This is a genomic window from Microbacterium sp. EB106-03-03-XG65 (assembly GCF_058791955.1).
The window spans coordinates 449,828-470,504 of sequence record NZ_JBYTEB010000001.1 but is presented as its reverse complement, the minus strand read 5'-3'; the positions used below and the strand labels follow the sequence as shown (position 1 = coordinate 470,504).

At 64.0% G+C, this 20,677-nt stretch carries 17 protein-coding genes; 10 read left to right on the top strand and 7 right to left on the bottom strand.

Going from position 1 to position 20,677, the window contains the following annotated elements; translation table 11 throughout:
- Positions 1–71: 71 nt before the first annotated feature.
- The 7 genes from AC3WS6_RS02230 to dnaA form a co-directional block, all read right to left on the bottom strand.
- On the bottom strand, positions 72–476 hold the full coding sequence (locus tag AC3WS6_RS02230; protein ID WP_201470543.1) for a DUF3566 domain-containing protein: 405 nt from the start codon (positions 474–476) through the stop codon (positions 72–74).
- Complete coding sequence (gene gyrA, locus AC3WS6_RS02225) at positions 473–3,034, bottom strand: DNA gyrase subunit A (RefSeq protein ID WP_492499442.1); 2,562 nt, start codon at positions 3,032–3,034, stop codon at positions 473–475. Before gyrA ends, AC3WS6_RS02230 begins: the two co-directional genes overlap by 4 nt.
- Positions 3,035–3,129: 95 nt before the next feature.
- On the bottom strand, positions 3,130–5,211 hold the full coding sequence (gene gyrB, locus AC3WS6_RS02220) for a DNA topoisomerase (ATP-hydrolyzing) subunit B (protein ID WP_492499441.1): 2,082 nt from the start codon (positions 5,209–5,211) through the stop codon (positions 3,130–3,132).
- Between the two features lie 118 nt (positions 5,212–5,329).
- Positions 5,330–5,833 (bottom strand): DciA family protein, encoded by a 504-nt coding sequence (locus AC3WS6_RS02215; protein ID WP_201470545.1) that lies wholly within the window; start codon positions 5,831–5,833, stop codon positions 5,330–5,332.
- Entirely contained in the window at positions 5,826–7,076 is a 1,251-nt protein-coding gene (gene recF / locus AC3WS6_RS02210; protein ID WP_492499440.1) for a DNA replication/repair protein RecF, read from the bottom strand. Before recF ends, AC3WS6_RS02215 begins: the two co-directional genes overlap by 8 nt.
- Positions 7,077–7,138: 62 nt before the next feature.
- Positions 7,139–8,281 (bottom strand): DNA polymerase III subunit beta, encoded by a 1,143-nt coding sequence (gene dnaN, locus AC3WS6_RS02205; protein WP_492499439.1) that lies wholly within the window; start codon positions 8,279–8,281, stop codon positions 7,139–7,141.
- A gap of 495 nt (positions 8,282–8,776) precedes the next feature.
- Complete coding sequence (gene dnaA / locus AC3WS6_RS02200) at positions 8,777–10,168, bottom strand: chromosomal replication initiator protein DnaA (RefSeq protein ID WP_492499438.1); 1,392 nt, start codon at positions 10,166–10,168, stop codon at positions 8,777–8,779.
- A gap of 316 nt (positions 10,169–10,484) precedes the next feature.
- Between dnaA and rpmH the strand changes: the two genes are divergently transcribed.
- From rpmH to AC3WS6_RS02150, 10 genes are all read left to right on the top strand, one after another.
- Entirely contained in the window at positions 10,485–10,622 is a 138-nt protein-coding gene (rpmH, locus tag AC3WS6_RS02195) for a 50S ribosomal protein L34 (RefSeq protein ID WP_022889115.1), read from the top strand.
- 6 nt (positions 10,623–10,628) lie between these two features.
- Positions 10,629–10,973 carry a ribonuclease P protein component gene (gene rnpA, locus AC3WS6_RS02190; RefSeq protein WP_492499437.1) on the top strand — a complete coding sequence of 115 codons (345 nt, stop codon included), beginning with the start codon at positions 10,629–10,631 and terminating at the stop codon, positions 10,971–10,973.
- Positions 10,970–11,320, top strand: coding sequence for a membrane protein insertion efficiency factor YidD (gene yidD, locus AC3WS6_RS02185; RefSeq protein WP_492499436.1), 351 nt, complete (start codon positions 10,970–10,972; stop codon positions 11,318–11,320). The genes rnpA and yidD overlap by 4 nt, the downstream gene beginning before the upstream one ends.
- Positions 11,321–11,323: 3 nt before the next feature.
- Complete coding sequence (yidC, locus tag AC3WS6_RS02180; RefSeq protein WP_492499435.1) at positions 11,324–12,394, top strand: membrane protein insertase YidC; 1,071 nt, start codon at positions 11,324–11,326, stop codon at positions 12,392–12,394.
- Complete coding sequence (locus AC3WS6_RS02175) at positions 12,391–12,882, top strand: Jag family protein (RefSeq protein ID WP_492499434.1); 492 nt, start codon at positions 12,391–12,393, stop codon at positions 12,880–12,882. Before yidC ends, AC3WS6_RS02175 begins: the two co-directional genes overlap by 4 nt.
- Before the next feature lie 34 nt (positions 12,883–12,916).
- The gene (gene rsmG / locus AC3WS6_RS02170) at positions 12,917–13,543 is read left to right on the top strand and encodes a 16S rRNA (guanine(527)-N(7))-methyltransferase RsmG (RefSeq protein ID WP_492499433.1); all 627 of its coding nucleotides are present in this window, start codon (positions 12,917–12,919) and stop codon (positions 13,541–13,543) included.
- A gap of 2,271 nt (positions 13,544–15,814) precedes the next feature.
- Positions 15,815–16,237, top strand: a complete 423-nt coding sequence (locus AC3WS6_RS02165) for a hypothetical protein (RefSeq protein WP_492499432.1) — start codon at positions 15,815–15,817, stop codon at positions 16,235–16,237.
- Between the two features lie 1,083 nt (positions 16,238–17,320).
- Positions 17,321–18,196, top strand: coding sequence for a ParA family protein (locus AC3WS6_RS02160; protein ID WP_492499431.1), 876 nt, complete (start codon positions 17,321–17,323; stop codon positions 18,194–18,196).
- Positions 18,196–19,164 (top strand): ParB/RepB/Spo0J family partition protein, encoded by a 969-nt coding sequence (locus AC3WS6_RS02155; RefSeq protein WP_492499430.1) that lies wholly within the window; start codon positions 18,196–18,198, stop codon positions 19,162–19,164. Before AC3WS6_RS02160 ends, AC3WS6_RS02155 begins: the two co-directional genes overlap by 1 nt.
- A 61-nt stretch (positions 19,165–19,225) precedes the next feature.
- On the top strand, positions 19,226–20,674 hold the full coding sequence (locus AC3WS6_RS02150; protein ID WP_492499429.1) for a sugar porter family MFS transporter: 1,449 nt from the start codon (positions 19,226–19,228) through the stop codon (positions 20,672–20,674).
- Positions 20,675–20,677 lie beyond the last annotated feature (3 nt).

Below are 20,677 nucleotides of genomic sequence, written 5' to 3'. Positions count from 1 at the left end.
CTACCCGCACGCAGACACAGAAGAAGGGCGGATGCCGAAGCATCCGCCCTTCGATTCGTGTGTGGGTCGGCTCAGTTCGAGGTGAATCCGACGAGCAGACCGCCGGTCACCTTCACCGCGACGTTGTAGATGCCGGCGACGACCGCGCCGAGAACCGTGAAGACGATCAGGTTCAGGATCGAGACGACGGCTGCGAAGGCCATGACCTGCGGCAGACCCGCGACCTCTGAGATGCGCACCGAGTCGCTGGTGATCGTGCCGACGAACTCGTCGGCCTGGCTGATGACGTTCGTCGCCTGCAGCACGAGGTAGATCAGGAAGAACGACACCATGGTGACGATCGCCAACGCGACGGCCCCCAGGAAGGAGAGCTTCACGGCCGACCAGAAGTCGACATAGACGAGGCGCAGGCGAACCTGCTTTCCTCCGGTCTTACGGGTCGACTTCTTCGCCAGCTTGTCGGCTACCGTGCTCATACGTCTGCTTCCTCAGGGTTCTCGGTCGTGTCGGGGGAGGTGGTGGGGGAGTCCGCCTCCGCCTCATCCGATGCATCGTCCTCGGTGAGGCCCCGCTCACCGTTGCGGGCGATGGCGAGGATCCGGTCGGCTTCCGTCGTCCGTGCGAACACCACTCCCATGGTGTCGCGCCCCTTGGCGGGCACCTCGGCCACGGCAGAGCGTACCACCTTGCCGCTGGAGAGAACCACCAAGACCTCGTCGTCCTCCGACACCATGAGACCACCCGCGAGAGTGCCTCGATCGTCGTGCAGCTTGGCGACCTTGATGCCGAATCCACCGCGTCCCTGGACGCGGTATTCCTCGATCGCGGTGCGCTTGGCGTAGCCGCCGTCGGTCACCACGAACACGTACTGGCCGAGCGCCGCGACCGACGCCGAGAGCAGGCTGTCGCCATCGCGGAACTTCATGCCCTTCACACCGGCGGTCGCACGCCCCATGGGACGCAGAGCCTCGTCGGTGGCGCTGAACCGCACCGACATCCCCTTGCGGCTGATCAGCAGGATGTCGTCCTCGGCGTTCACCATCAGCGCCGAGACGAGCTCGTCGTCGTCGTTCAGACGGATAGCGATGACGCCGCCCTGGCGGTTCGTGTCATAGCTCGAGAGGCTCGTCTTCTTGACGAGGCCGTCGCGGGTCGCGAGCACCAGGTAGTCGGCCACCTCGTAGTCGCGGATGTCGAGCACCTGAGCGATGTTCTCGTCGGGCTGCAGCGCCAGCAGGTTCGCGACGTGCGTGCCCTTCGCGTCACGTCCGGCCTCGGGCACCTCATAGGTCTTCGCGCGGTAGACACGACCCTTGTCGGTGAAGAACAGCAGCCAGTGGTGCGTCGTGGTCACGAAGAAGTGCTCGACGATGTCATCGGCACGCAGCTGGGCGCCCTTGATGCCCTTGCCTCCGCGGTGCTGCGACCGGTAGTTGTCGCTGCGCGTGCGCTTGATGTAGCCGGCGCGCGTGATGGTGACGACCATCTCCTCTTCGGCGATGAGGTCTTCCATCGACACGTCGCCGTCGAATCCGTGCAGGATGTGCGTGCGACGGTCGTCGCCGAAGCGGTCGACGATGCCGGTGAGCTCTTCGCGGATGATGTCGCGCTGCAGCGCCTCATCGGCCAGGATCGCCTGGTACTCGGCGATCAGTCGCTCGAGCTCGGCTGCCTCGTCGAGGATCTTCTGCCGCTCGAGAGCTGCGAGGCGACGCAGCTGCATGTCGAGGATGGCCTGGGCCTGGTCGTCGTCGATGTCGAGGAGCGTCTTCAGACCGTCGCGAGCATCCTCGACCGTCGCCGAGCGACGGATCAGGGCGATGACCTCGTCGAGCGCATCCAGCGCCTTCAGGTATCCGCGCAGGATGTGCATACGACGCTCGGCCTTCGCGAGGCGGAAGCGCGTGCGGCGGACGATGACTTCGAGCTGGTGGGTGATCCAGTAGGTCACGAACCCGTCGATCGCGAGGGTGCGGGGCACGCCGTCGACGATCGCGAGCATGTTCGCGCCGAAGTTCTCCTGCAGCTGCGTGTGCTTGTACAGGTTGTTGAGCACGACCTTCGCGACGGCGTCGCGCTTGAGCACGACGACGAGACGCTGACCCGTGCGGTCGGACGACTCGTCGCGGATGTCGGCGATGCCGGTGATCTTGCCGTCGCGAGCCAGATCGCCGATCTTGACCGCTACGTTGTCGGGGTTCACCTGATACGGGAGCTCGGTGATGACGAGGCAGGTGCGGCCCTGGATCTCTTCGACGTTGACGACCGCGCGCATCGTGATCGACCCGCGACCCGTGCGATATGCCTCCTGCACGCCCTTCGTGCCGAGGATCTGAGCGCCGGTCGGGAAGTCAGGGCCGGGGATGCGCTGGATCAGCCCGTCGAGCAGCTCCTCGCGCGGGAGACCCGGGTTCTCGAGCGCCCACAGTGCCGCAGCCGAGACCTCACGAAGGTTGTGCGGGGGGATGTTGGTCGCCATGCCGACCGCGATGCCGACCGAGCCGTTGACGAGCAGGTTCGGGAAACGCGCCGGCAGGACCGTCGGCTCCTGCGTCTGACCGTCGTAGTTGTCGGTGAAGTCGACCGTGTCCTCTTCGATGTCGCGCACCATCTCGAGCGCGAGCGGAGCCATCTTGGTCTCGGTGTATCGAGGGGCCGCGGCACCCATGTTTCCGGGCGAGCCGAAGTTGCCCTGTCCCAGAGCCAGCGGGTAGCGCAGAGACCAGGGCTGCACGAGGCGCACGAGAGCGTCGTAGATCGCCGAGTCACCGTGCGGGTGGTACTGACCCATGACCTCGCCGACGACACGAGCGCACTTGGAGAACGACTTGTCGGGGCGGAATCCGCCGTCGTACATGCCGTAGATCACGCGGCGGTGCACGGGCTTGAGTCCGTCGCGCACGTCGGGCAGCGCACGGCCGACGATCACGGCCATCGCGTAGTCGAGATAGCTGCGCTGCATCTCGGACTGCAGGTCGACCTGGTCGATCTTGCCGTGCTCGTGTTCCGGCTCGGGGCGTACTTCGTCAGTCATGTGTGTTCTCTTCGTTGGTTTCCGAGAGCGGCTCGCGACGTTCCGACTCGCTTCGCTCGCTCAACGACCAGGGTTGCTCGCTGCGCTCGCCTGTTCTAGATGTCGAGGAAGCGGACATCCTTGGCATTGCGCTGGATGAAGCTGCGGCGCGACTCGACGTCCTCACCCATCAGCACGCTGAAGATCTCGTCGGCGGCTGCGGCATCCTCGATGGTCACCTGGCGCAGGGTCCTGGTGGTGTGGTCCATCGTGGTCTCCCACAGCTCCTTGGCGTTCATCTCGCCCAGACCCTTGTAACGCTGGATGCCGGCGTCCTTCGGGATCCGCTTGCCGTTGTCGAGTCCGAACTTCAGCAGCGCATCGCGCTCGGCGTCGCTGAAGACGTACTCATGGGGCTGGTTGGTCCACTTGAGCCGGTAGAGCGGCGGCATCGCGAGATACACGAACCCGGCCTCGATGAGCCCGCGCATGTAGCGGAAGAGCAGCGTCAGCAGCAGCGTCGTGATGTGCTGGCCGTCGACATCGGCATCCGCCATCAGCACGATCTTGTGATACCGAGCCTTCTCGATATCGAATTCCTCGCCGATTCCCGTGCCGAAGGCCTGGATCATCGCCTGGACTTCCTTGTTGCCGAGAGCCTTGTCGAGGCGCGCGCGCTCGACGTTGAGGATCTTGCCTCGCAGCGCGAGGATCGCCTGCGTGTGCGGGTCACGACCCTGCACCGCCGAACCGCCGGCCGAGTCACCCTCGACGAGGAAGATCTCGCTGATCGAAGGATCCTTGCTGGTGCAGTCCTTGAGTTTGTCGGGCATCGCCGCCGACTCGAACACGCTCTTGCGGCGCGCGGTCTCGCGGGCCTTGCGCGCAGCCAGACGAGCGGTCGCCGCGTCGATCGCCTTGCGGATCACGTTCTTGGCCTGCACCGGGTTGCGGCCGAACCAATCGCCGAGCTGGTCCCCGACCACCTTCTGCACGAAGGCCTTGGCTTCGGTGTTGCCCAGCTTGGTCTTGGTCTGCCCCTCGAACTGCGGCTCTCCGAGCTTGATCGAGATGACTGCGGTCAGTCCCTCGCGCACGTCGTCGCCCGAAAGATTGTCGTCTTTCTCCTTCAGAAGGCCGTTCGCACGGGCGTACTTGTTCACCAGCGTCGTGAGCGCAGCACGGAAGCCCTCTTCGTGCGTCCCACCCTCATGCGTGTTGATCGTGTTCGCGTAGGTGAAGACGTTCTCGGTGTACGAGGTGGTCCACTGCATCGCGACCTCGAGCGAGATCTTGCGCTCGGTGTCCTCTGACTCGAACGCGATGATCTCGTCGTTGACCACCTCGGCGTGGCGCACCTTGTTGAGGTATTCGACATAGTCGACCAGGCCGCGCTCGTAGAAGAAGACGTCGCGGGGCTGCGAGACGACGAGCTGTCCCTCGACCTCGGTCTCGATCGCGGAGCCCGGTCGTTCGTCCGACAGCTCGATGCGGAGTCCCTTGTTGAGGAACGCCATCTGCTGGAAGCGCGTGCGCAGGGTGTCGTAGTCGAAGTCCGTCGTCTCCTGGAAGATCTCGGCGTCCGGCCAGAAGGTGATCGCCGTACCGGTCTCGTCGGTGGGCTCTCCCTTCTCGAGCTGCTGCTGGGGCACACCGCCGTTCGCGAAGCTGTGGTGCCAGACGAAGCCCTTCTGCTTCACCTCGACGTCGAACCTGGTCGACAGCGCGTTCACCACAGAGGATCCGACACCGTGCAGACCGCCGGACACGGCGTAGGCGCCGCCGCCGAACTTTCCGCCGGCGTGCAGGATCGTCAGGACGACCTCGACCGTCGACTTCGACGGGTCGGAGGAGTGCGGGTCGACGGGGATGCCGCGACCGTTGTCGATCACACGCACACCGCCGTCTTCGAGCAGCGTGACGAAGATCGTGTCGGCGTAGCCGGCGAGGGCTTCGTCGACCGAGTTGTCGACGATCTCGTAGACCAGGTGGTGGAGGCCGCGGGGACCCGTGGATCCGATGTACATACCGGGTCGTTTGCGGACCGCTTCGAGACCTTCGAGGATCTGAATAGAGTCGGCACCGTACTCGCCGGGCTGCTTCACCTTGGGTGAGAGTTCGGAAGACCCGGAGGCGGAGGCCGTCGAGACGTCTCCGTCGGTCGATTCCGTCTCGTCAGCGGGGGATTCAGGCGTCATCAGAGAGCATTCTCCACATCGATATCACGAACTCCCAGTCTAGCGGTCTTTCGTGTCGAGATGCGGCTCAGCGGCCACCTGTGGCCCTCTGAGCGTGTCGGACCCCTTGCGTGGTGTCCTACCCGTAGGTATCGCGTGGGCCACGCCCTGGAACGACTCTCGGACCCCATTTCCAGGAGGGAACGTCCGGTCCTATGAAGCGGAGGTTCTCGACGCCCGCTGACGGATACCGTCGGCCGATCTCCGTCAGGATGGTCCCGCGCATGAACTGGAGGTTCTTCGCCCAGGCGGTCGAATCGCATTTCACCGTCAGCACCCCGCGCTCGAGAGACACCGGCTCAGAGTGCTTCGCGGTGTCTGCTCCCGCAAGGTCGGCCCACTGCCGGACGAGGTCCTCCCGAGCGAGCGTCGTCTCCCACCCCGCATCCCGGGTCAGTCTGTCGAGCACTGCTCCGAGAGTGCCCGGATCACGGCCGGGGGTGAAAGGAGCATTGTCATCGTCGTCGACGATGCGACGCTTGCGCTTCCAGTTCTTCGAACTGGGCTTCAGACCCCTCAGGCGAAGATACGTCGCCACCGTCTCAGGAGTCTCGACAGCCGGAACCGCTGCGATGTCAGACATCGGTCTCCGCCTCCTCCGTCACGGGATCCGTCGGATCCGCATTGCTCGGTCGTGTCTGCTCGGACGAACTCTCGTCTCGAACAGACCGCTCATCGCTGATGGTGCCCGCGGTGATCCTGACGACGTGCGCGTGCAGGACCTCGGGAATATCCTCCTCCACGGCGGCCGTGACCACCACCTGCTCGTAGCCCGCCGTCAGCGATGCCAGCCGCTGACGGCGGTCGGCGTCGAGCTCGGCGAACACGTCATCGAGGATCAGCACCGGGTCGCCCGCGGGTGATTCGCTGCGAAGGAGTTCGGCCGACGCGAGTCGCAGAGCGAGGGCCACAGACCACGACTCACCGTGCGATGCATAGCCCTTGACCGGAAGATCGCGAACTCGGAGCACGAGGTCGTCTCGGTGAGGTCCTGTGAGGGTGAGCCCGCGTTCGAGCTCGTTCGACCGCTTCGCCAGCAGCGCCGCGTGGAACATCTCGGCCAGCGTCGTCGTACTCAGCGCGCCCTCGGCCTCACCCTCCGGCGACTCCCCCTCTTCGGGATCCGCGCCCCGGACCGAGAGAGCCCAATCGAGTCGCGGGCGGTGATCCTCACCGGCGATCGCTGCGTACGCGTCGGCGACCGGCTGTTGGAGATCAGCCGCGAGACGCTGCCGCGCTCCGATGATCTCGGCGCCGAGAGAGACGAGCTTGTCGTCCCAGACATCGAGCGTGCTGAGTCCTTCACTCTTGATGCCGCGAGCTCGCGCCGATTTGAGCAGGGCGTTGCGTTGCTTGAGCACCCGGTCGTAGTCGGAGAGCACCGACGCCATGCGCGGAGTGCGCTGGATCAGCAGCTGATCGACGAATCGGCGGCGGGCCGACGGATCTCCGCGCACGATCTGCAGGTCTTCCGGCGCGAACAGCACGACATGCGCATAGCGAGGCAATTCGTTCGTCTTCGATGGCGATCCGTTGATACGAGCCTTGTTCGCACCCTGCTTGTTCAGCTGAAGCTCGACGAGTACGCGCCGTTCGCCATGTGAGAGGCGGGCGCGGATGATCGCGTACTCCTGGCCGTCGCGGACCAGAGGGGCGTCGGACGACACACGGTGGGATCCGAGCGTGGCGAGGAAGACGACGGCCTCGGCGAGGTTGGTCTTGCCTTGACCGTTTCTGCCCACCAGCACGTTGGGCCCGCGGTGAAGAGCCAGCTCGGCGGTCGCGTAATTGCGGAAATCGACCAGACTCAGGTGCTCCACAATCACGGAGTCAGCCTACCTTCGGCCTCAGACACAGGATGCTGCGGGTGTGCCGCGCCGCCGACCGCTCAGCGCAGCAGGAGGTTCGGCTGCAGCAGGTACTTGAAGGAGTCGAGCCCGGCCTGATCGACCGAGGTCTGGCTCGTGATCAGCACGGGGCTGAGCTTGTTCGCATTGTCGCTCGAGGTGAACGTGACTCGCACGAACTCGCTCTTCACCGCGCCGAGTGCCTCGATCAGGTACTGGGGGTTGAGTCCGAGAGTCACCTCGTCGCCGCCCGAGAGGATCGCGTCGACGGATTCCGAGGCACGAGCGTGCTCGCTGCCCGATGCATCCATCGTCACGCCGTCACTCGCGAAGGTGAAACGCAGAGGCGCGGCACGATCGAGCACGAGCGACACACGACGCACGGCCTCGACGAGGTCGGCGGTGTTCACGACCGCGTAGTGATCGGTCTGCTCGGGGAACAGCCGACGAACCGGCGGGAAGTTCCCCTTGATCAGCAGCGAGGTGACGGTCTTGTTGCCCGCGGTGAAGGCGATGATCTCGCGGTCGCCGGCGCCCGAGAACGCGATCTGGATCGTGCCCGCATGCCCGAAGGTCTTGCCGACTTCGAGCAGAGTACGTGCCGGCACGAGTGCGGTGGCCTCGACGGCCTCGCCGTCCCACGGCACATCGCGCAGTGACACCCGGTAGCGGTCGGTGGCGACCAGGCTGAGCGTCTGACCCGAGACTTCGAGCTGCACGCCGGTGAGGACGGGCGTCACGTCGTCGCGAGAGGCTGCGAATCCGACCTGTGCGATCGCGGTTCCGAAGTCATCGGCGGGAACGACGCCCGACGAGCCCGAGACCTCGGGGATCGAGGGATATTCCTCGACGGGCATGGCGGCCAGAGTGAAGCGCGCCGAGCCACAGGTGACCGAGATGCTTCCGTCGTCTTCGACGGCGATCTCGATGGGAGCGTTCGGCAGGCGGTTCGCGATGTCCGACAGAAGGCGGCCGTGCACCAGGATCGTGCCCGGAGTCTCGACCGTCGCTTCGATGGTCGTGCGTGCGGATGCCTCGTAGTCGAATGCCGACAGCGTGAGGCCGGCACCGTCCGCCTCGATCAGGACACCGGCGAGGATCGGCTGCGGATTGCGCTGAGGAAGCAGCTTGACGACGAAGGACACAGCCTCGCTGAAGACATCGCGGTTGACCTGAAACCTCACGGGTGCTCCCTTGTCGTCGTTCTGAGACGCGTCGTCATCGTTCCTGCCGGTGCAGGGCTTCCCATGCTAGCCCCAGAGTCGCACCGATCCCTACGTCTCTGTGTTTCCGGCGGCGCCGTCGGGTTTCCACACCGTCTGGTGATCGGATCGCCCCTGAATTGAATTAACTCCTTAACGGTGTTAACACCTGTGGATACTGTGGATAACTCGGTGGAAAGCAGACGCGAGTAGGGAACTACACGGTTGTCACTTGTGGAATCCCTGAGGATTACGCGGGTGGGGAGCCTCCGATGCGCTTCGGGGCATGCAGGAGTTATCCACAGGTCAGTCGATTTCTCCCATGTTCCTCCCGAGGTCATCCCCATCCATCCACAAGTTATCCACATGTGCAAAACAGCATCGATCCGTTTCCGCAACGGCGCGTCGCACGCACGAGAAGGGGGTCACAGCATCCTTGCGGACGCTGTGACCCCCTTCTCGAGAGACGTGCTCTGATCAGCGACGACCGAGCTGCGTGGTGATCTCCGTCACCTGGTTGTAGATCGACCGGCGTTCTTTCATGAGCTCGCTGATCTTCTTATAGGCGTACATGACGGTCGTGTGATCGCGGTTGCCGAAGAGCTGACCGATCTTGGGCAACGAGAGGCTGGTGCGTTCTCGGCACAGATACATCGCGATCTGCCGTGCCGTGGCGATCTGCTGCGATCGACTCGAGCCGTAGAGGTCGTCGACGGTCAGCTTGAAGTACTGCGCGGTCGCCGTGATGATGTCGGTCGGTGAGATGATGTTGTCTTCGGCCGTGTCGATGATGTCACGCAGCACGGTCTGGGCCAGAGAGATGTCGAGCGCCGAGCGATTGAGGCTGGCGAAGGCGGACACACGGATCAGCGCGCCCTCGAGTTCCCGGATGTTCGACGAGACGACGGTGGCGATGTATTCGAGCACCTCGTCGGGGATGTGCAGTGCCTCGCTCTGCGCCTTCTTGCGCAGGATCGCGATGCGCGTCTCGAGGTCGGGCGCCTGCACATCGGTGATGAGGCCCCACTCGAAGCGGCTGCGCATCCGATCCTCGAAACCCGTCAGGTGCTTCGGTGCGACGTCGCTGGTGATCACCACCTGCTTGTTGTGGTCGTGAAGTGTGTTGAAGGTGTGGAAGAACGCCTCCTGCGTCTCGGCACGACCCTGCAGGAACTGGATGTCATCGATCAGGAGGATGTCGACTTCGCGATATCGAGCCTGGAATGCCGCTCCGCGGTTGTTCGCGATCGAGTTGATGAAGTCGTTGGTGAATTCCTCGCTCGAGACGTAGCGCACCTTCACTCCCGCATAGAGCGACTGGGCGTAGTCGCCGATCGCGTGCAGGAGGTGGGTCTTGCCGAGGCCTGAGTCCCCGTAGATGAAGAGAGGGTTGTACGCCTTTGCGGGCGCCTCGGCCACGGCGACCGCGGCGGCATGCGCGAAGCGGTTGGACTGGCCGATCACGAAGTTGTCGAACGTGTACTTCGGGTTCAGCCTGGATTCGTGCCGCAGTGGTGTCGGCTGTTCCATCGGCGACTCGATGCGCACGTTCTCCTGCCGCCCGAAGTCGGCCACCGCAATGGGAGCGGTCGGCTGCTCGGCGAGCTCGTGATTCACGACCACCCGATACGAGGTGACCTCGTCGCCGATGTGGGAGAGGGCTTCCATGATCGGCAGACGCAGACGCTTGTTGATCTGCGCGGCGGTCAGATCGTTCGGAACCTCGAGATAGAGGGTCGCGGCCATCACTCCCGCGGGAACAGCGAGACTGAGGAAACCTTGGAGCTGCGGCGTCACGCGGTCATCGGCTTCGAGCAGCTCCTGCACCGTGGTCCAGATGGGAACGTCGGGCTGGGCAGGTGATGACATGACGCTCCGGAGCTGGGGGATCGGGGAGGGTTCGGCGACGGGCGTCTCCCTGTGGATAACTTCGGATGCCACGGTAGTCACCGCGGCTGTGATCGGCAACCTGCCCTGTGAATACGCGCGCGTGTTGCGCATCCGTGCAGCGCAAGGCTGTGGATAATGGCTGTGCGGATCGTTCATCGGGTCCCGTGCCGAAGCGCGCAGATTTGCTCTGCGCGCCGTCAAGACGTACCCTTAATCGGTTGACTTATGCCTGAACGGCAGATCCCTATGTCTCCGGTCAAAATGATCCCGGTGGCAGCATTCCCGGAGTGATTCCATGAGCAAGCGCACCTTCCAGCCCAACAACCGTCGTCGCGCCAAGAAGCACGGTTTCCGTCTTCGCATGCGCACCCGTGCCGGCCGCGCGATCCTGTCGGCTCGTCGCGCGAAGGGCCGTACCGAGCTCTCCGCGTAGACCGCTGTGCTCGCCCGCCCGTTTCGCCTGACCCGCGGGAGCGACTATCGACTGGTCGTTCGACGTGGATCACGTTGTGGCGGGGCGCGCGTCGTCACCTCGATGCTGACGACGGGCGAGAGCAGAGCCGCGAGGTTCGGTTTCATCATCAGCAAGCAGGTAGGCACCGCCGTGGTGCGCAACTCCGTTCGCAGACGCTTGAAAGCGGTGTGCGCGGAGGCGATCACGCGTGTGCCCGAGGGCACGGATGTTGTCATCCGTGCCCTTCCTGCGTCTGCGACAGCTTCATACGCCGAGCTCAGCGCAGACGTCAACCGCTGTCTCGGCCGTCTGACCCCGGAGCAAGCATGACGGCTCTTCCCGCGTCGTCGTCGGGCAGCGCAGAGTTTCACCCCCGGGATCTCGTTCGCAGCATCCCGCTGGTCCCCCGAAACCTCGTACTCGGTTTTCTCGCCGGGTACCGCAAGGTGATCTCTCCGCTCTATGGCGATGTCTGTGCCTATTACCCCTCGTGTTCGGCTTACGCTGTAGGTGCGGTGCAACAGCACGGTGCCATGCGGGGAGCGCTGCTCTCGGCATGGCGCATCCTCCGTTGCAATCCCTGGAGCCACGGCGGCGTCGATGACGTCCGTCCGCACGAACACTTCCGCTATGACCTGACCGCTCACGGTTTCGTCGTCCCTGCCCGAAAGGATTGATCGGTGGGTCTTGACCTTCTGTTCGCCAGCACCACCCCGTCGCCGGCGCCTGCCGCCGGCGGTTTCGACCTGCTGGGGACCATCCTCTGGCCGCTGAAGTGGCTCGTCGAACTCGTGCTCGTGGCATGGCACTGGCTGTTCACGGCGGTGGGGCTTCCTGCGGCATCCGGTCTGACCTGGGTGCTGTCGATCGTCGGCCTCGTGATCGTGGTTCGCGCAGCTCTGATCCCGCTCTTCGTGAAGCAGATCAAGAGCCAGCGAAAGATGATGGAAATCGCTCCTGAGCTGCGGAAAGTTCAGGAGAAGTACCGCGGCAAGAAGGATCAGCTGTCTCGTGAGGCGATGAGCCGCGAGACGATGGCTCTGTATAAGAAGCACGGCACGACGCCGATGTCGAGCTGTCTTCCGCTGCTCGTGCAGATGCCGATCTTCTTCGCGCTCTTCAGCGTGCTCAACGACGTCACCAAGCATCACGCTGCCGGGATCGGTGGCGTGGGGCTCCTCAACGCAGAGCTCACCGAGCAGTTCTACGACGCTCAGCTGTTCGGAGTGGCGTCGCTGCATGAGACGCTCGGCAACGCGGTCGACGCGGGCAACACGGTGGCGATCGTCATCCTCGTCGTTCTCGTCGTGCTCATGATCGCGTCGCAGTTCTTCACCCAGCTGCAGATCATCTCGAAGAACCTGTCGCCTGAAGCCAAGACCGGCCAGGCGTACCAGATGCAGAAGATCATGCTCTACATCCTTCCGCTGGGCTTCATCTTCTCGGGCATCTTCTTCCCGCTCGGTGTCGTCGTGTACTGGTTCATCTCGAACCTGTGGACCATGGGACAGCAGTTCCTTGTGATCCGCGAGATGCCCACGCCGGGGTCTGAGGCAGCGAAGGCGCGGGAAGAGCGTCTGGCTCGCAAGGGCAAGGCGCTGGATTCTTCGGGCAAGGTCGTGCCGATGGCTGCCTATGAGGCAGAGCAGCAGCGTTTGCTCGAGGAGGCCGAGAAGGCCAAGGCCGCGGCTCCGAAGCGTCAGCAGCCGGTGGGCAAGAAGCGTGCAAAGAAGAAGGGCGGCGCAGCATGAGCGGGAACCTGATCGAGACCGAGGAGCCTACGGTGGCTCAGCTCGAGAACGAGGGCGACGTCGCCGCGGATTACCTCGAGGAGCTGCTCGATATCGCAGACATCGATGGTGACCTCAACCTCGATGTGCGTCAGGGGCGTGCCTACGTGTCGGTCGAGGCTGAGGGTGACGGGCTCGCTCTTCTCTCGGCTCCTGACACGGTGCAGGCGCTGCAGGAGCTCACCCGACTCGCAGTGCAGAACAAGACCGGCTCGTTCTCGCGTCTGATCCTCGATGTCGGTGGATCACGCGATGCGCGTCGTCGAGAGCTGGAGACTCTGGTCAATGCGGCCGCCGCGAAGCTCGACGAGGGCGCGTCACAGGCGTCACTGCCCGCGATGTCGAGCTATGAGCGCAAGCTGGTGCACGATATTGCCGCTGATCAGGGACTTGTCTCTGAATCATACGGCGAGGGCGCCGACCGCCACACGGTTCTCCGCCGTCGTTGATGCCTCTCACGCACTACCGGGCACGCGCGACGTCATGACGGGAACGGTCGAGATTGAGCCCGCGGTCGCAGAGCATTTGTTCGGCGACCGGCTCGATCTGGCGCGCCGATTCACGGCCGCTCTCGCTGACGAGGGTGAGCGTCGGGGGCTGATCGGACCATTGGAGCTTCCGCGACTGTGGACACGACACATCCTCAACAGCGCCATCGCTGCGCCGATCTTCTCGGGCACCGTCGCTGACATCGGATCGGGCGCAGGGCTTCCGGGCGTCGTGCTCGCCATCGCACGACCGGATGTGCAGTTCACGCTGATCGAACCGATGGAGCGCCGGGTCGCCTGGCTGGGCGAGCAGGTTTCTGCGTTGGGGCTGTCCAACGTCGAGATCGTGCGCGCGCGTGCAGAGGAGGTGCCGGTCAGTGACGGCTTCGACGCTGTCACCGCTCGTGCCGTCAGCGCGCTGCGCACTCTGATCCCGCTCACGGCCCCGCTCGTGCGCGACGGGGGAGAACTCGTGCTGCTCAAGGGGATGAACGTGGGCAACGAGATCGACGCCGCTCAGAAACAGATCAAGAAGTTCCGGTTGTCTGATGTGCGGGTCGAGGTCCTCGGTGAAGGGCTGCTTCCGGAGAGCACTCGAGTGCTGAGGGCGCGCGTTCGCTGAGACGGCATCCGAAGCACAGTGATGCTTCGTTCGCGCCGTGACATGTTTCACGTGAAACATGTGGTGCTGGGTGAGGGTCGAGCTTCTTGATCTGCGTGGTCTTGGCCCGGGTTCGAATGCCCACCAACCGGGTGTGGCATCCAGGTCGCTCTATCTGGGTTCGGTGTGGCGTTTCACGTGAAGCCGCTTGCCGCGGGATGGTGAGCCGGGGGCTGGGGATTTGCGGTCGGTAAGCGAGCGTACTTACGCGTATCGTGCGTCACCGGCGTACTCGTAGCCGTGTGCTTCCGAGTTTCGGTCGGCTGCACATGGCTCCGTGTTCTAGTTCGGTGCCGGATGAGTGAGAGCCGCAGGACACCGCGGGGTCCGGTGAAAGACTGCACCCACGACGCTGATGATCTCAGCGCGGGCGACTGGCATGCATCGTCGTACGATACATCGGGCTCCAGCACGTGCTCGGCCCGCTTTTCGCTGGAGGACTGTCGCGACCCGCGCTGCGTTTCACGCGAAACGGATGGACCAGGTCGAGTGAGGGAGACCACTGAGTGACGACGCCTGGCTCGTCAGCAATGTCGCGAGTGGTGTGATCCCGCTCACCGTGACCCAAACGATCGACGCTCCTGTCCATACTGATTGCGACGGATCATCGATCACTGCATTGAGCGGATGATGATCGATCCGAGTAGACCCGCGTGAACAGCCACGCATTCCGCGGTGTCTGTTTCACGTGAAACGCCATGTTGCAGTAAGTCAGGACGGGTCGCTGGTGGTCGTCCTGACGTACACCACGCCTCGAACGTGCACAGGCTGAACATGGTGCGCCGTAGGCTGCGAGGACTGGATAACGCGCATGTGGTGGTTCGCTGTGTACACGGCGGGGGAGTGGACTTCCAGTCGTCTCAGCGGTCGGGATTTCTCGTCATTCCGGATGTTTCACGTGAAACACGGTTCAGGGCGGTCTCGGCAGGTCGCGGGCGAGGATGACGGCTTGGCGCAGGCGCCCCATCGCTACCCGGCCAGAGGGAACTCCAGTGTGAGTCCATTTCGGGCCCAGGATTGAATCTCCTGGCCCGCCACCACATGTTGTTTCACGTGAAACAACATGTGGTGGAGTCGCGGCGGGTTCCTCATGAAGATGAGGAAGTGGAGCGCGCTGTTCAGTGATGGCCAGCTAGAAACAAGTCCTATAGGAATGCCCGTCGGAGCCGATGTGACAGGCCGTGCTCCTCGCAGCGCGTGTTGCACGAGAAACACGGCGTTCCGTGCGGCTTCAGGTGGTCCACACCCTGAGATGGGTATTTGGGCATGCACCTCCGTGGTGCGTGGTTGTGGAGATCGCGCTGCCAAGCGCGCCCTTTGGGTGGCACAGTGACCTGGGAAGTTCGTCACCGCGCATGTTTCACGTGAAACGCCACCTCTGGTGGGCGGCAATGGGTCCTCACGATGATGGGGATGTGACGACGGCCTGTTGTCGTGGCCGTCTGTGCGACGTCAGGTGACAACTCGCCGAGGGTTCCACGAACTCGCGGTTCCACCTTCCCCATGTTTCACGTGAAACGCCGTCTCCCGGAATCCCGCAGTAGACCAGTCGTGATGACGGCGACGGGGCCTAGGCCAGTGACTTCGTCGTGGCTGGGTACTGTGAGATTAGTGTCGTGCAAACCGGCTGTCGGATCAACCAGAACTACACATCACAGTAAGAATCTCGCGACGACCGTCGCGTCTTGCACGTCTTCGCTTGCAGGTCGCGAGCGTTGTTTCGCGAGAGCGCACCCGCACTCGTCCCGGCTGGCCACAACCACATCGATGAGCGTCGCTCTGAGTCCCCCAGGGACCCAAGCTTCCTCACTACAGCGCATGCTTCACGTGAAACGCGACCTCTATCCGCGATCGGGGAAGGGTGAACGCGCGCGAACAGTGCGAGCGCCGGGGTATCCGCGTGCTGGCGGACATGGTGAGGGTGAGTGGTGATCGGTAGGGGATCGGGCTTGGGACGGATGGTGACCGCTGAATGTGATGTCCCGTGTGTCCCAGGGAACGGTGCTCCCGCCACTTGGTGGGGGGGGCTCTGATCCTGGGCGGATCCCGATCGCATGTGGTCGGGGATGGTCTGTCTTCGCGGGTGTCAGAAGTGTCTGTCGTCGTTGGCGGGAAGCTGATGCGCATTATTGATCGCAGCGGAGGTTGATCGACTTCATGGTGAGGAACCGGTAGCGCGGTCAGGAGAGCCGGTCGCCACAGGCTTGAGATCGCTGTCGTGATCTTCGGATCGTGACCGTCGTCACGCGGTTCGGCAGTGTTCCACGTGAAACGGTGCAAGAGCTCGGTCGCGCGGTGATGCATGTTCTTCAGGTGCGCTCTTTGCGAGTTTTCGAGGTTCCGACCGGTTTTGGGGGAGGAGATCGTGTTCACGAGCCGAGAATCCTCCCAGATCGATCCTCTCGAGTTTCAGTGATGTGGGTCACCGGGGTCCACGGGAATCATGCGATTTGCGGCAAAGCGCGAGTTGCGGGGTATCGGGGCGTCGCCCTTCGTGAGGAAGCCGCGATGGTTCACGACGTCGGCGGGAGAGATGATGATCTCGATGGTTCGAGCAAAGAGTTCGGTCGCCGTGCCTGCCCGGAGTCGGCGCTTTGCGACGCATCGTCGGCTGTGCTCGCTGCAAGAACGGCCGCCGAGTTGAGCGAAGGGTGATGATGACGGCCGGCATCGATGTGAAGCCGCCGGCCACGCGTGGAGGGTCGATGTGCATTCGGCGTGCGGGGTGGGGATGGGACGCAAGAGTTCGGTCGCCGTGCATAGCCGGTGAAGACGCTTCACGGTGCATCGCCGGTTATGCCCGCGTCGCGAGCGGTGCGCGGGTTTTGACTCGGCGTCATGGTGGTGGCAGGACTCGGGGTGGACACTTCTGCAAGGGGACGCGCGCGCCCGCGCGACGAGCTTGATCGGTGACAGCAGTCCACGACGCACCGCCGTCAGTGACCTGTGCTTACCGCGCGGTGCTCGGTGCGAAAACGGTCGGCGGCTCCGGCACAGGCGTCATGGTGCGGTCCACGATCCCGCGGTGACCCACCTCAACCCAGACAGAGATCGATATCGGCGACGATGCAGTTCGGCGAGGTGCCCCACGATCTGTCGCGGGCAGCGCAAAGACGTCGGGCGAAGAAGTCAGGCGCATGGAGTCGGTGTGCGTCGTGCCTGGTTCGTGGGACAGCCGCCGGCGGGGGAGTGGACGATCCACGATGCCATGGTGAGTGGGGATGTGGTTGTGACGGGAAGTGGCACATAGCTGTCGTAGTGCTGCGCCGTGGCGAGGGTAGGGATCGTCGCTGTGGTGGAGCCCCTCCGGTCGCGGGCGTCCGGGTATGAGGATGTCCACGCTGACGTGACCACGGTGAGGCAAATGACGATGCGGATCGATGGCGCCTACGGGCACACCACTTTGCCACCTCCACACAGACGTTTCACGTGAAACAACGAGCGCTCTCATGGGCCGTCTCGGGTGTCGATCGGCGCGAGCCCGACCGACGCGGGGTGGTGAGAGTCACGCGAAGAGCCGGGTCCGCAGCGGAAGGACGCGTTCTGCAGCGCGCGCTTCGGTCGTCGAACAATCCGATCGCGCGCTGCATCCGGCCAGCCCCCCACACACTCCACAGACAGGAAGACCTCCGAGAGGGCAAGGTCGGCCGCAGCGATTAGAGTAGAACACGGCCCCGAAAGGAGTGGATGTTTCACGTGAAACAGTCCGAAAAGGCAACACCGAAGGACTCCTTCGGGATGGATACGCCACTCGCGCGAGAAATCGCCGACCTCTCGGCGCGCCGACGAGTGCTGGACTCGGTGAAAGTCGAGTTCACGGGGGAGACCAGGGTTCTCACGGTGTCGAACCAGAAGGGTGGCGTCGGTAAGACGACGAGCGCCGTGAACATCGCCGCAGCGCTCTCCGGGCTCGGCGCGAAGGTGCTCGTGATCGACCTCGATCCGCAGGGCAACGCATCCACCGCGCTGGGGGTCCCGCACAGCGGCGACGTCCCGAGCGTCTACGACGTCCTCATTGATGAGGCTCCACTCGCTGACATCGTGCAGGCGAGTCCTGAGGATGAGAAGCTCTTCTGCGCACCGAGCACGATCCATCTGGCCGGCGCCGAGATCGAACTGGTCGCACAGGTCGCGCGTGAACACCGTCTGCGCCGGGCGCTGCACGAGTACCTCGCCGCACACCCGATGGACTTCGTCATCATCGACTGCCCGCCGTCTTTGGGGCTCCTGACGATCAACGCCTTCACGGCGGCAGATGAGGTCTTCATTCCGATCCAGTGCGAGTACTACGCACTCGAGGGGCTGAGCCAGCTGCTCGGCAGCATCCAGATGATCCAGAAGCATCTGAACCCCGACCTGCACCTCTCGACGATCCTGCTGACCATGTTCGACGGGCGCACTCGCCTCGCCCAGCAGGTGGCTGATGAGGTGCGCACACACTTTCCCGACCAGGTGCTCGACACCGTCATCCCGCGTTCGGTGCGGGTTTCGGAGGCACCGAGTTTCGGACAGACCGTGATCGCCTACGATGGGCAATCGGCCGGCGCCGTCGCGTACCGCGAGGCAGCCGTCGAGATCGCGTCGCGCACAGCGACGCAGAGCAAGGAGAGATGATGGCGAAGCGCACTGGACTGGGCCGGGGGATCGGAGCCCTCATCCCCACCGCTGACCAGGCAGAACGTCCGGTCGATGTGTTCTTCCCCGGCGCGAGCCTTCGGCCCTCGACGGACGAGACCGCCACGGTGGCCGAAGACGTTCCCGAGCTCGAGACCGTTCCCGGCATCCACCTCATCCAGGTCGATCCTCAGAAGATCGTGCCGAACCCCCGTCAGCCGCGCACGCACTTCAATCCCGAAGACCTCGCGGAGCTCGTGCACAGTGTGCGCGAGTTCGGTGTGCTGCAGCCCGTGGTCGTGCGCAAGAACTCGGAGGGCGAGTACGAGCTCATCATGGGCGAGCGCCGCACGCGTGCGGCACGTGAGGCGGGTCTCGACGCGATCCCGGCAGTGGTGCGTGAAACGGCCGATGAGGATCTGCTCCGCGATGCTCTGCTCGAGAACCTGCACCGCTCTGAGCTGAATCCCCTGGAGGAGGCTTCTGCCTACCAGCAGCTGCTCGAGGACTTCGGGATCACGCAGGAGGAGCTGGCGACTCGGATCGGTCGCTCGCGTCCTCAGATCAGCAACACGATCCGTCTGCTCAAACTGCCGGTTCCCGTGCAGCAGCGCGTGGCGGCAGGCGTGCTGACAGCGGGCCACGCGAGGGCGATCCTGAGCCTCGAGACTCCGGAGGCGATGCAGCGCCTCGCTGACAAGGTCGTCAACGAGGATCTTTCGGTGCGTGCGACGGAAGTGGCTGCGAAGAACCAGTCGTCTTCGTCGTCACGCTCGGCGCAGCCCACACCCGGCTCGCGGCGCGCATACCTCGATGAGGTCGCCGGCAACCTGGGTGACCGGCTGAACACGAGGGTCAAGGTGTCGCTGGGAGCTCGCAAGGGACAGGTGATCATCGATTTCGCATCGATTCAGGACCTGAACCGCATTCTCGGCGAACTGGGCGAGTCCGGCTTCGGCTCGGCGTGATCACCCCCTAGAACACCAGTATTCCCCTAGACTCACGGGGTCACCACGATGAGGGGGAATCATGACCACGCCACAGTCGGCAGCGGGTTTTCAGCGAAAAGTGATCGCGGTCAGTATCGCCGCCGCACTCGGAGGCTTCCTCTTCGGCTTCGATACGGCGGTGATCAACGGCGCGGTCGATGCTCTGGCCGGTGACGTCTCAGGCTTCGATCTGGGTGTCGGCCTCAAAGGCTTCGCCGTCTCGTCGGCTCTGATCGGCTGTGCCGTCGGCGCATGGTTCGCGGGTCCGATCGCGAACAAACGCGGGCGGATTCCGGTCATGGTCTTCGCGGCGGTCATGTTCTTCATCTCCGCAATCGGATCGGGCCTCGCATTCAGCGTGGTCGACCTGATCATCTGGCGCGTCGTCGGCGGACTCGGCGTCGGCGCGGCATCGGTCATCGCTCCTGCCTATATCGCCGAGGTCTCGCCCGCCAAGATCCGCGGGCGACTCGGCTCCCTGCAACAACTCGCGATCGTGACAGGTATCTTCGCGGCGCTGCTGTCGGACGCGTGGCTGGCGAACCTCGCCGGCGCCGCCGACCAGCCTCTGTGGGGTCTCACGGCCTGGCGCTGGATGTTCATCGTCGAGGCTGTGCCTGCGCTCGTCTACGGCATCATGTCACTCCGACTCCCGGAATCTCCTCGCTATCTCGTGCGCAAGGGCGATCTGAAGCGGGCGTCGGAAGTGCTCGAGACCGTCACCGGTGCGGTCGACGTCGACGCGAAGATCAAGGAGATCACCAGCACGATCGACACCGAACGCAAGGAGTCGCTGAGCGACCTGCGGGGGAGCCGGCTGGGTCTCAAGCCCATCGTCTGGGTCGGCATCCTGCTCTCGGTGTTCCAGCAGTTCGTCGGCATCAACGTCATCTTCTATTACTCGACGACGCTGTGGCAGTCGGTGGGCTTCGACGAGTCGAGCGCGCTGCTCACGTCGGTGATCACCTCTGTGACGAACATCGTCGTGACGATCATCGCGATCCTGCTCGTCGACAAGGTCGGGCGTCGCATCATGCTGCTGGTCGGCTCGGTGGGCATGACCGTCACCCTGGGGCTGATGGCCGTGGCCTTCTCGTTCGGCGAGCTGAATGCCGAAGGCACGGCGACACTGCCTGACCCGTGGGCCACGATCGCTCTGATCTGCGCCAACGGATTCGTGGTCTTCTTCGGAGCCACATGGGGTCCGCTCGTGTGGGTGCTTCTGGGCGAGATCTTCCCGAACTCGATCCGTGCCGGAGCGCTCGCCGTCGCAGCGGCAGCGCAATGGGTGGCGAACTTCTTCATCTCGACCACGTTCCCGTTCTTCGCGGAGATCGGGCTCACCTTCGCCTACGGTTTCTACGCGTTCTTCGCTCTGGTGTCGTTCTTCTTCGTGTACTTCAAGGTTCCGGAGACCAAGGGAAGAGAACTCGAGGAGATGTCCGACGAACTGAAGGTGGAGCGCCGGGGTACCCGCAAGGCGACGTAGGCT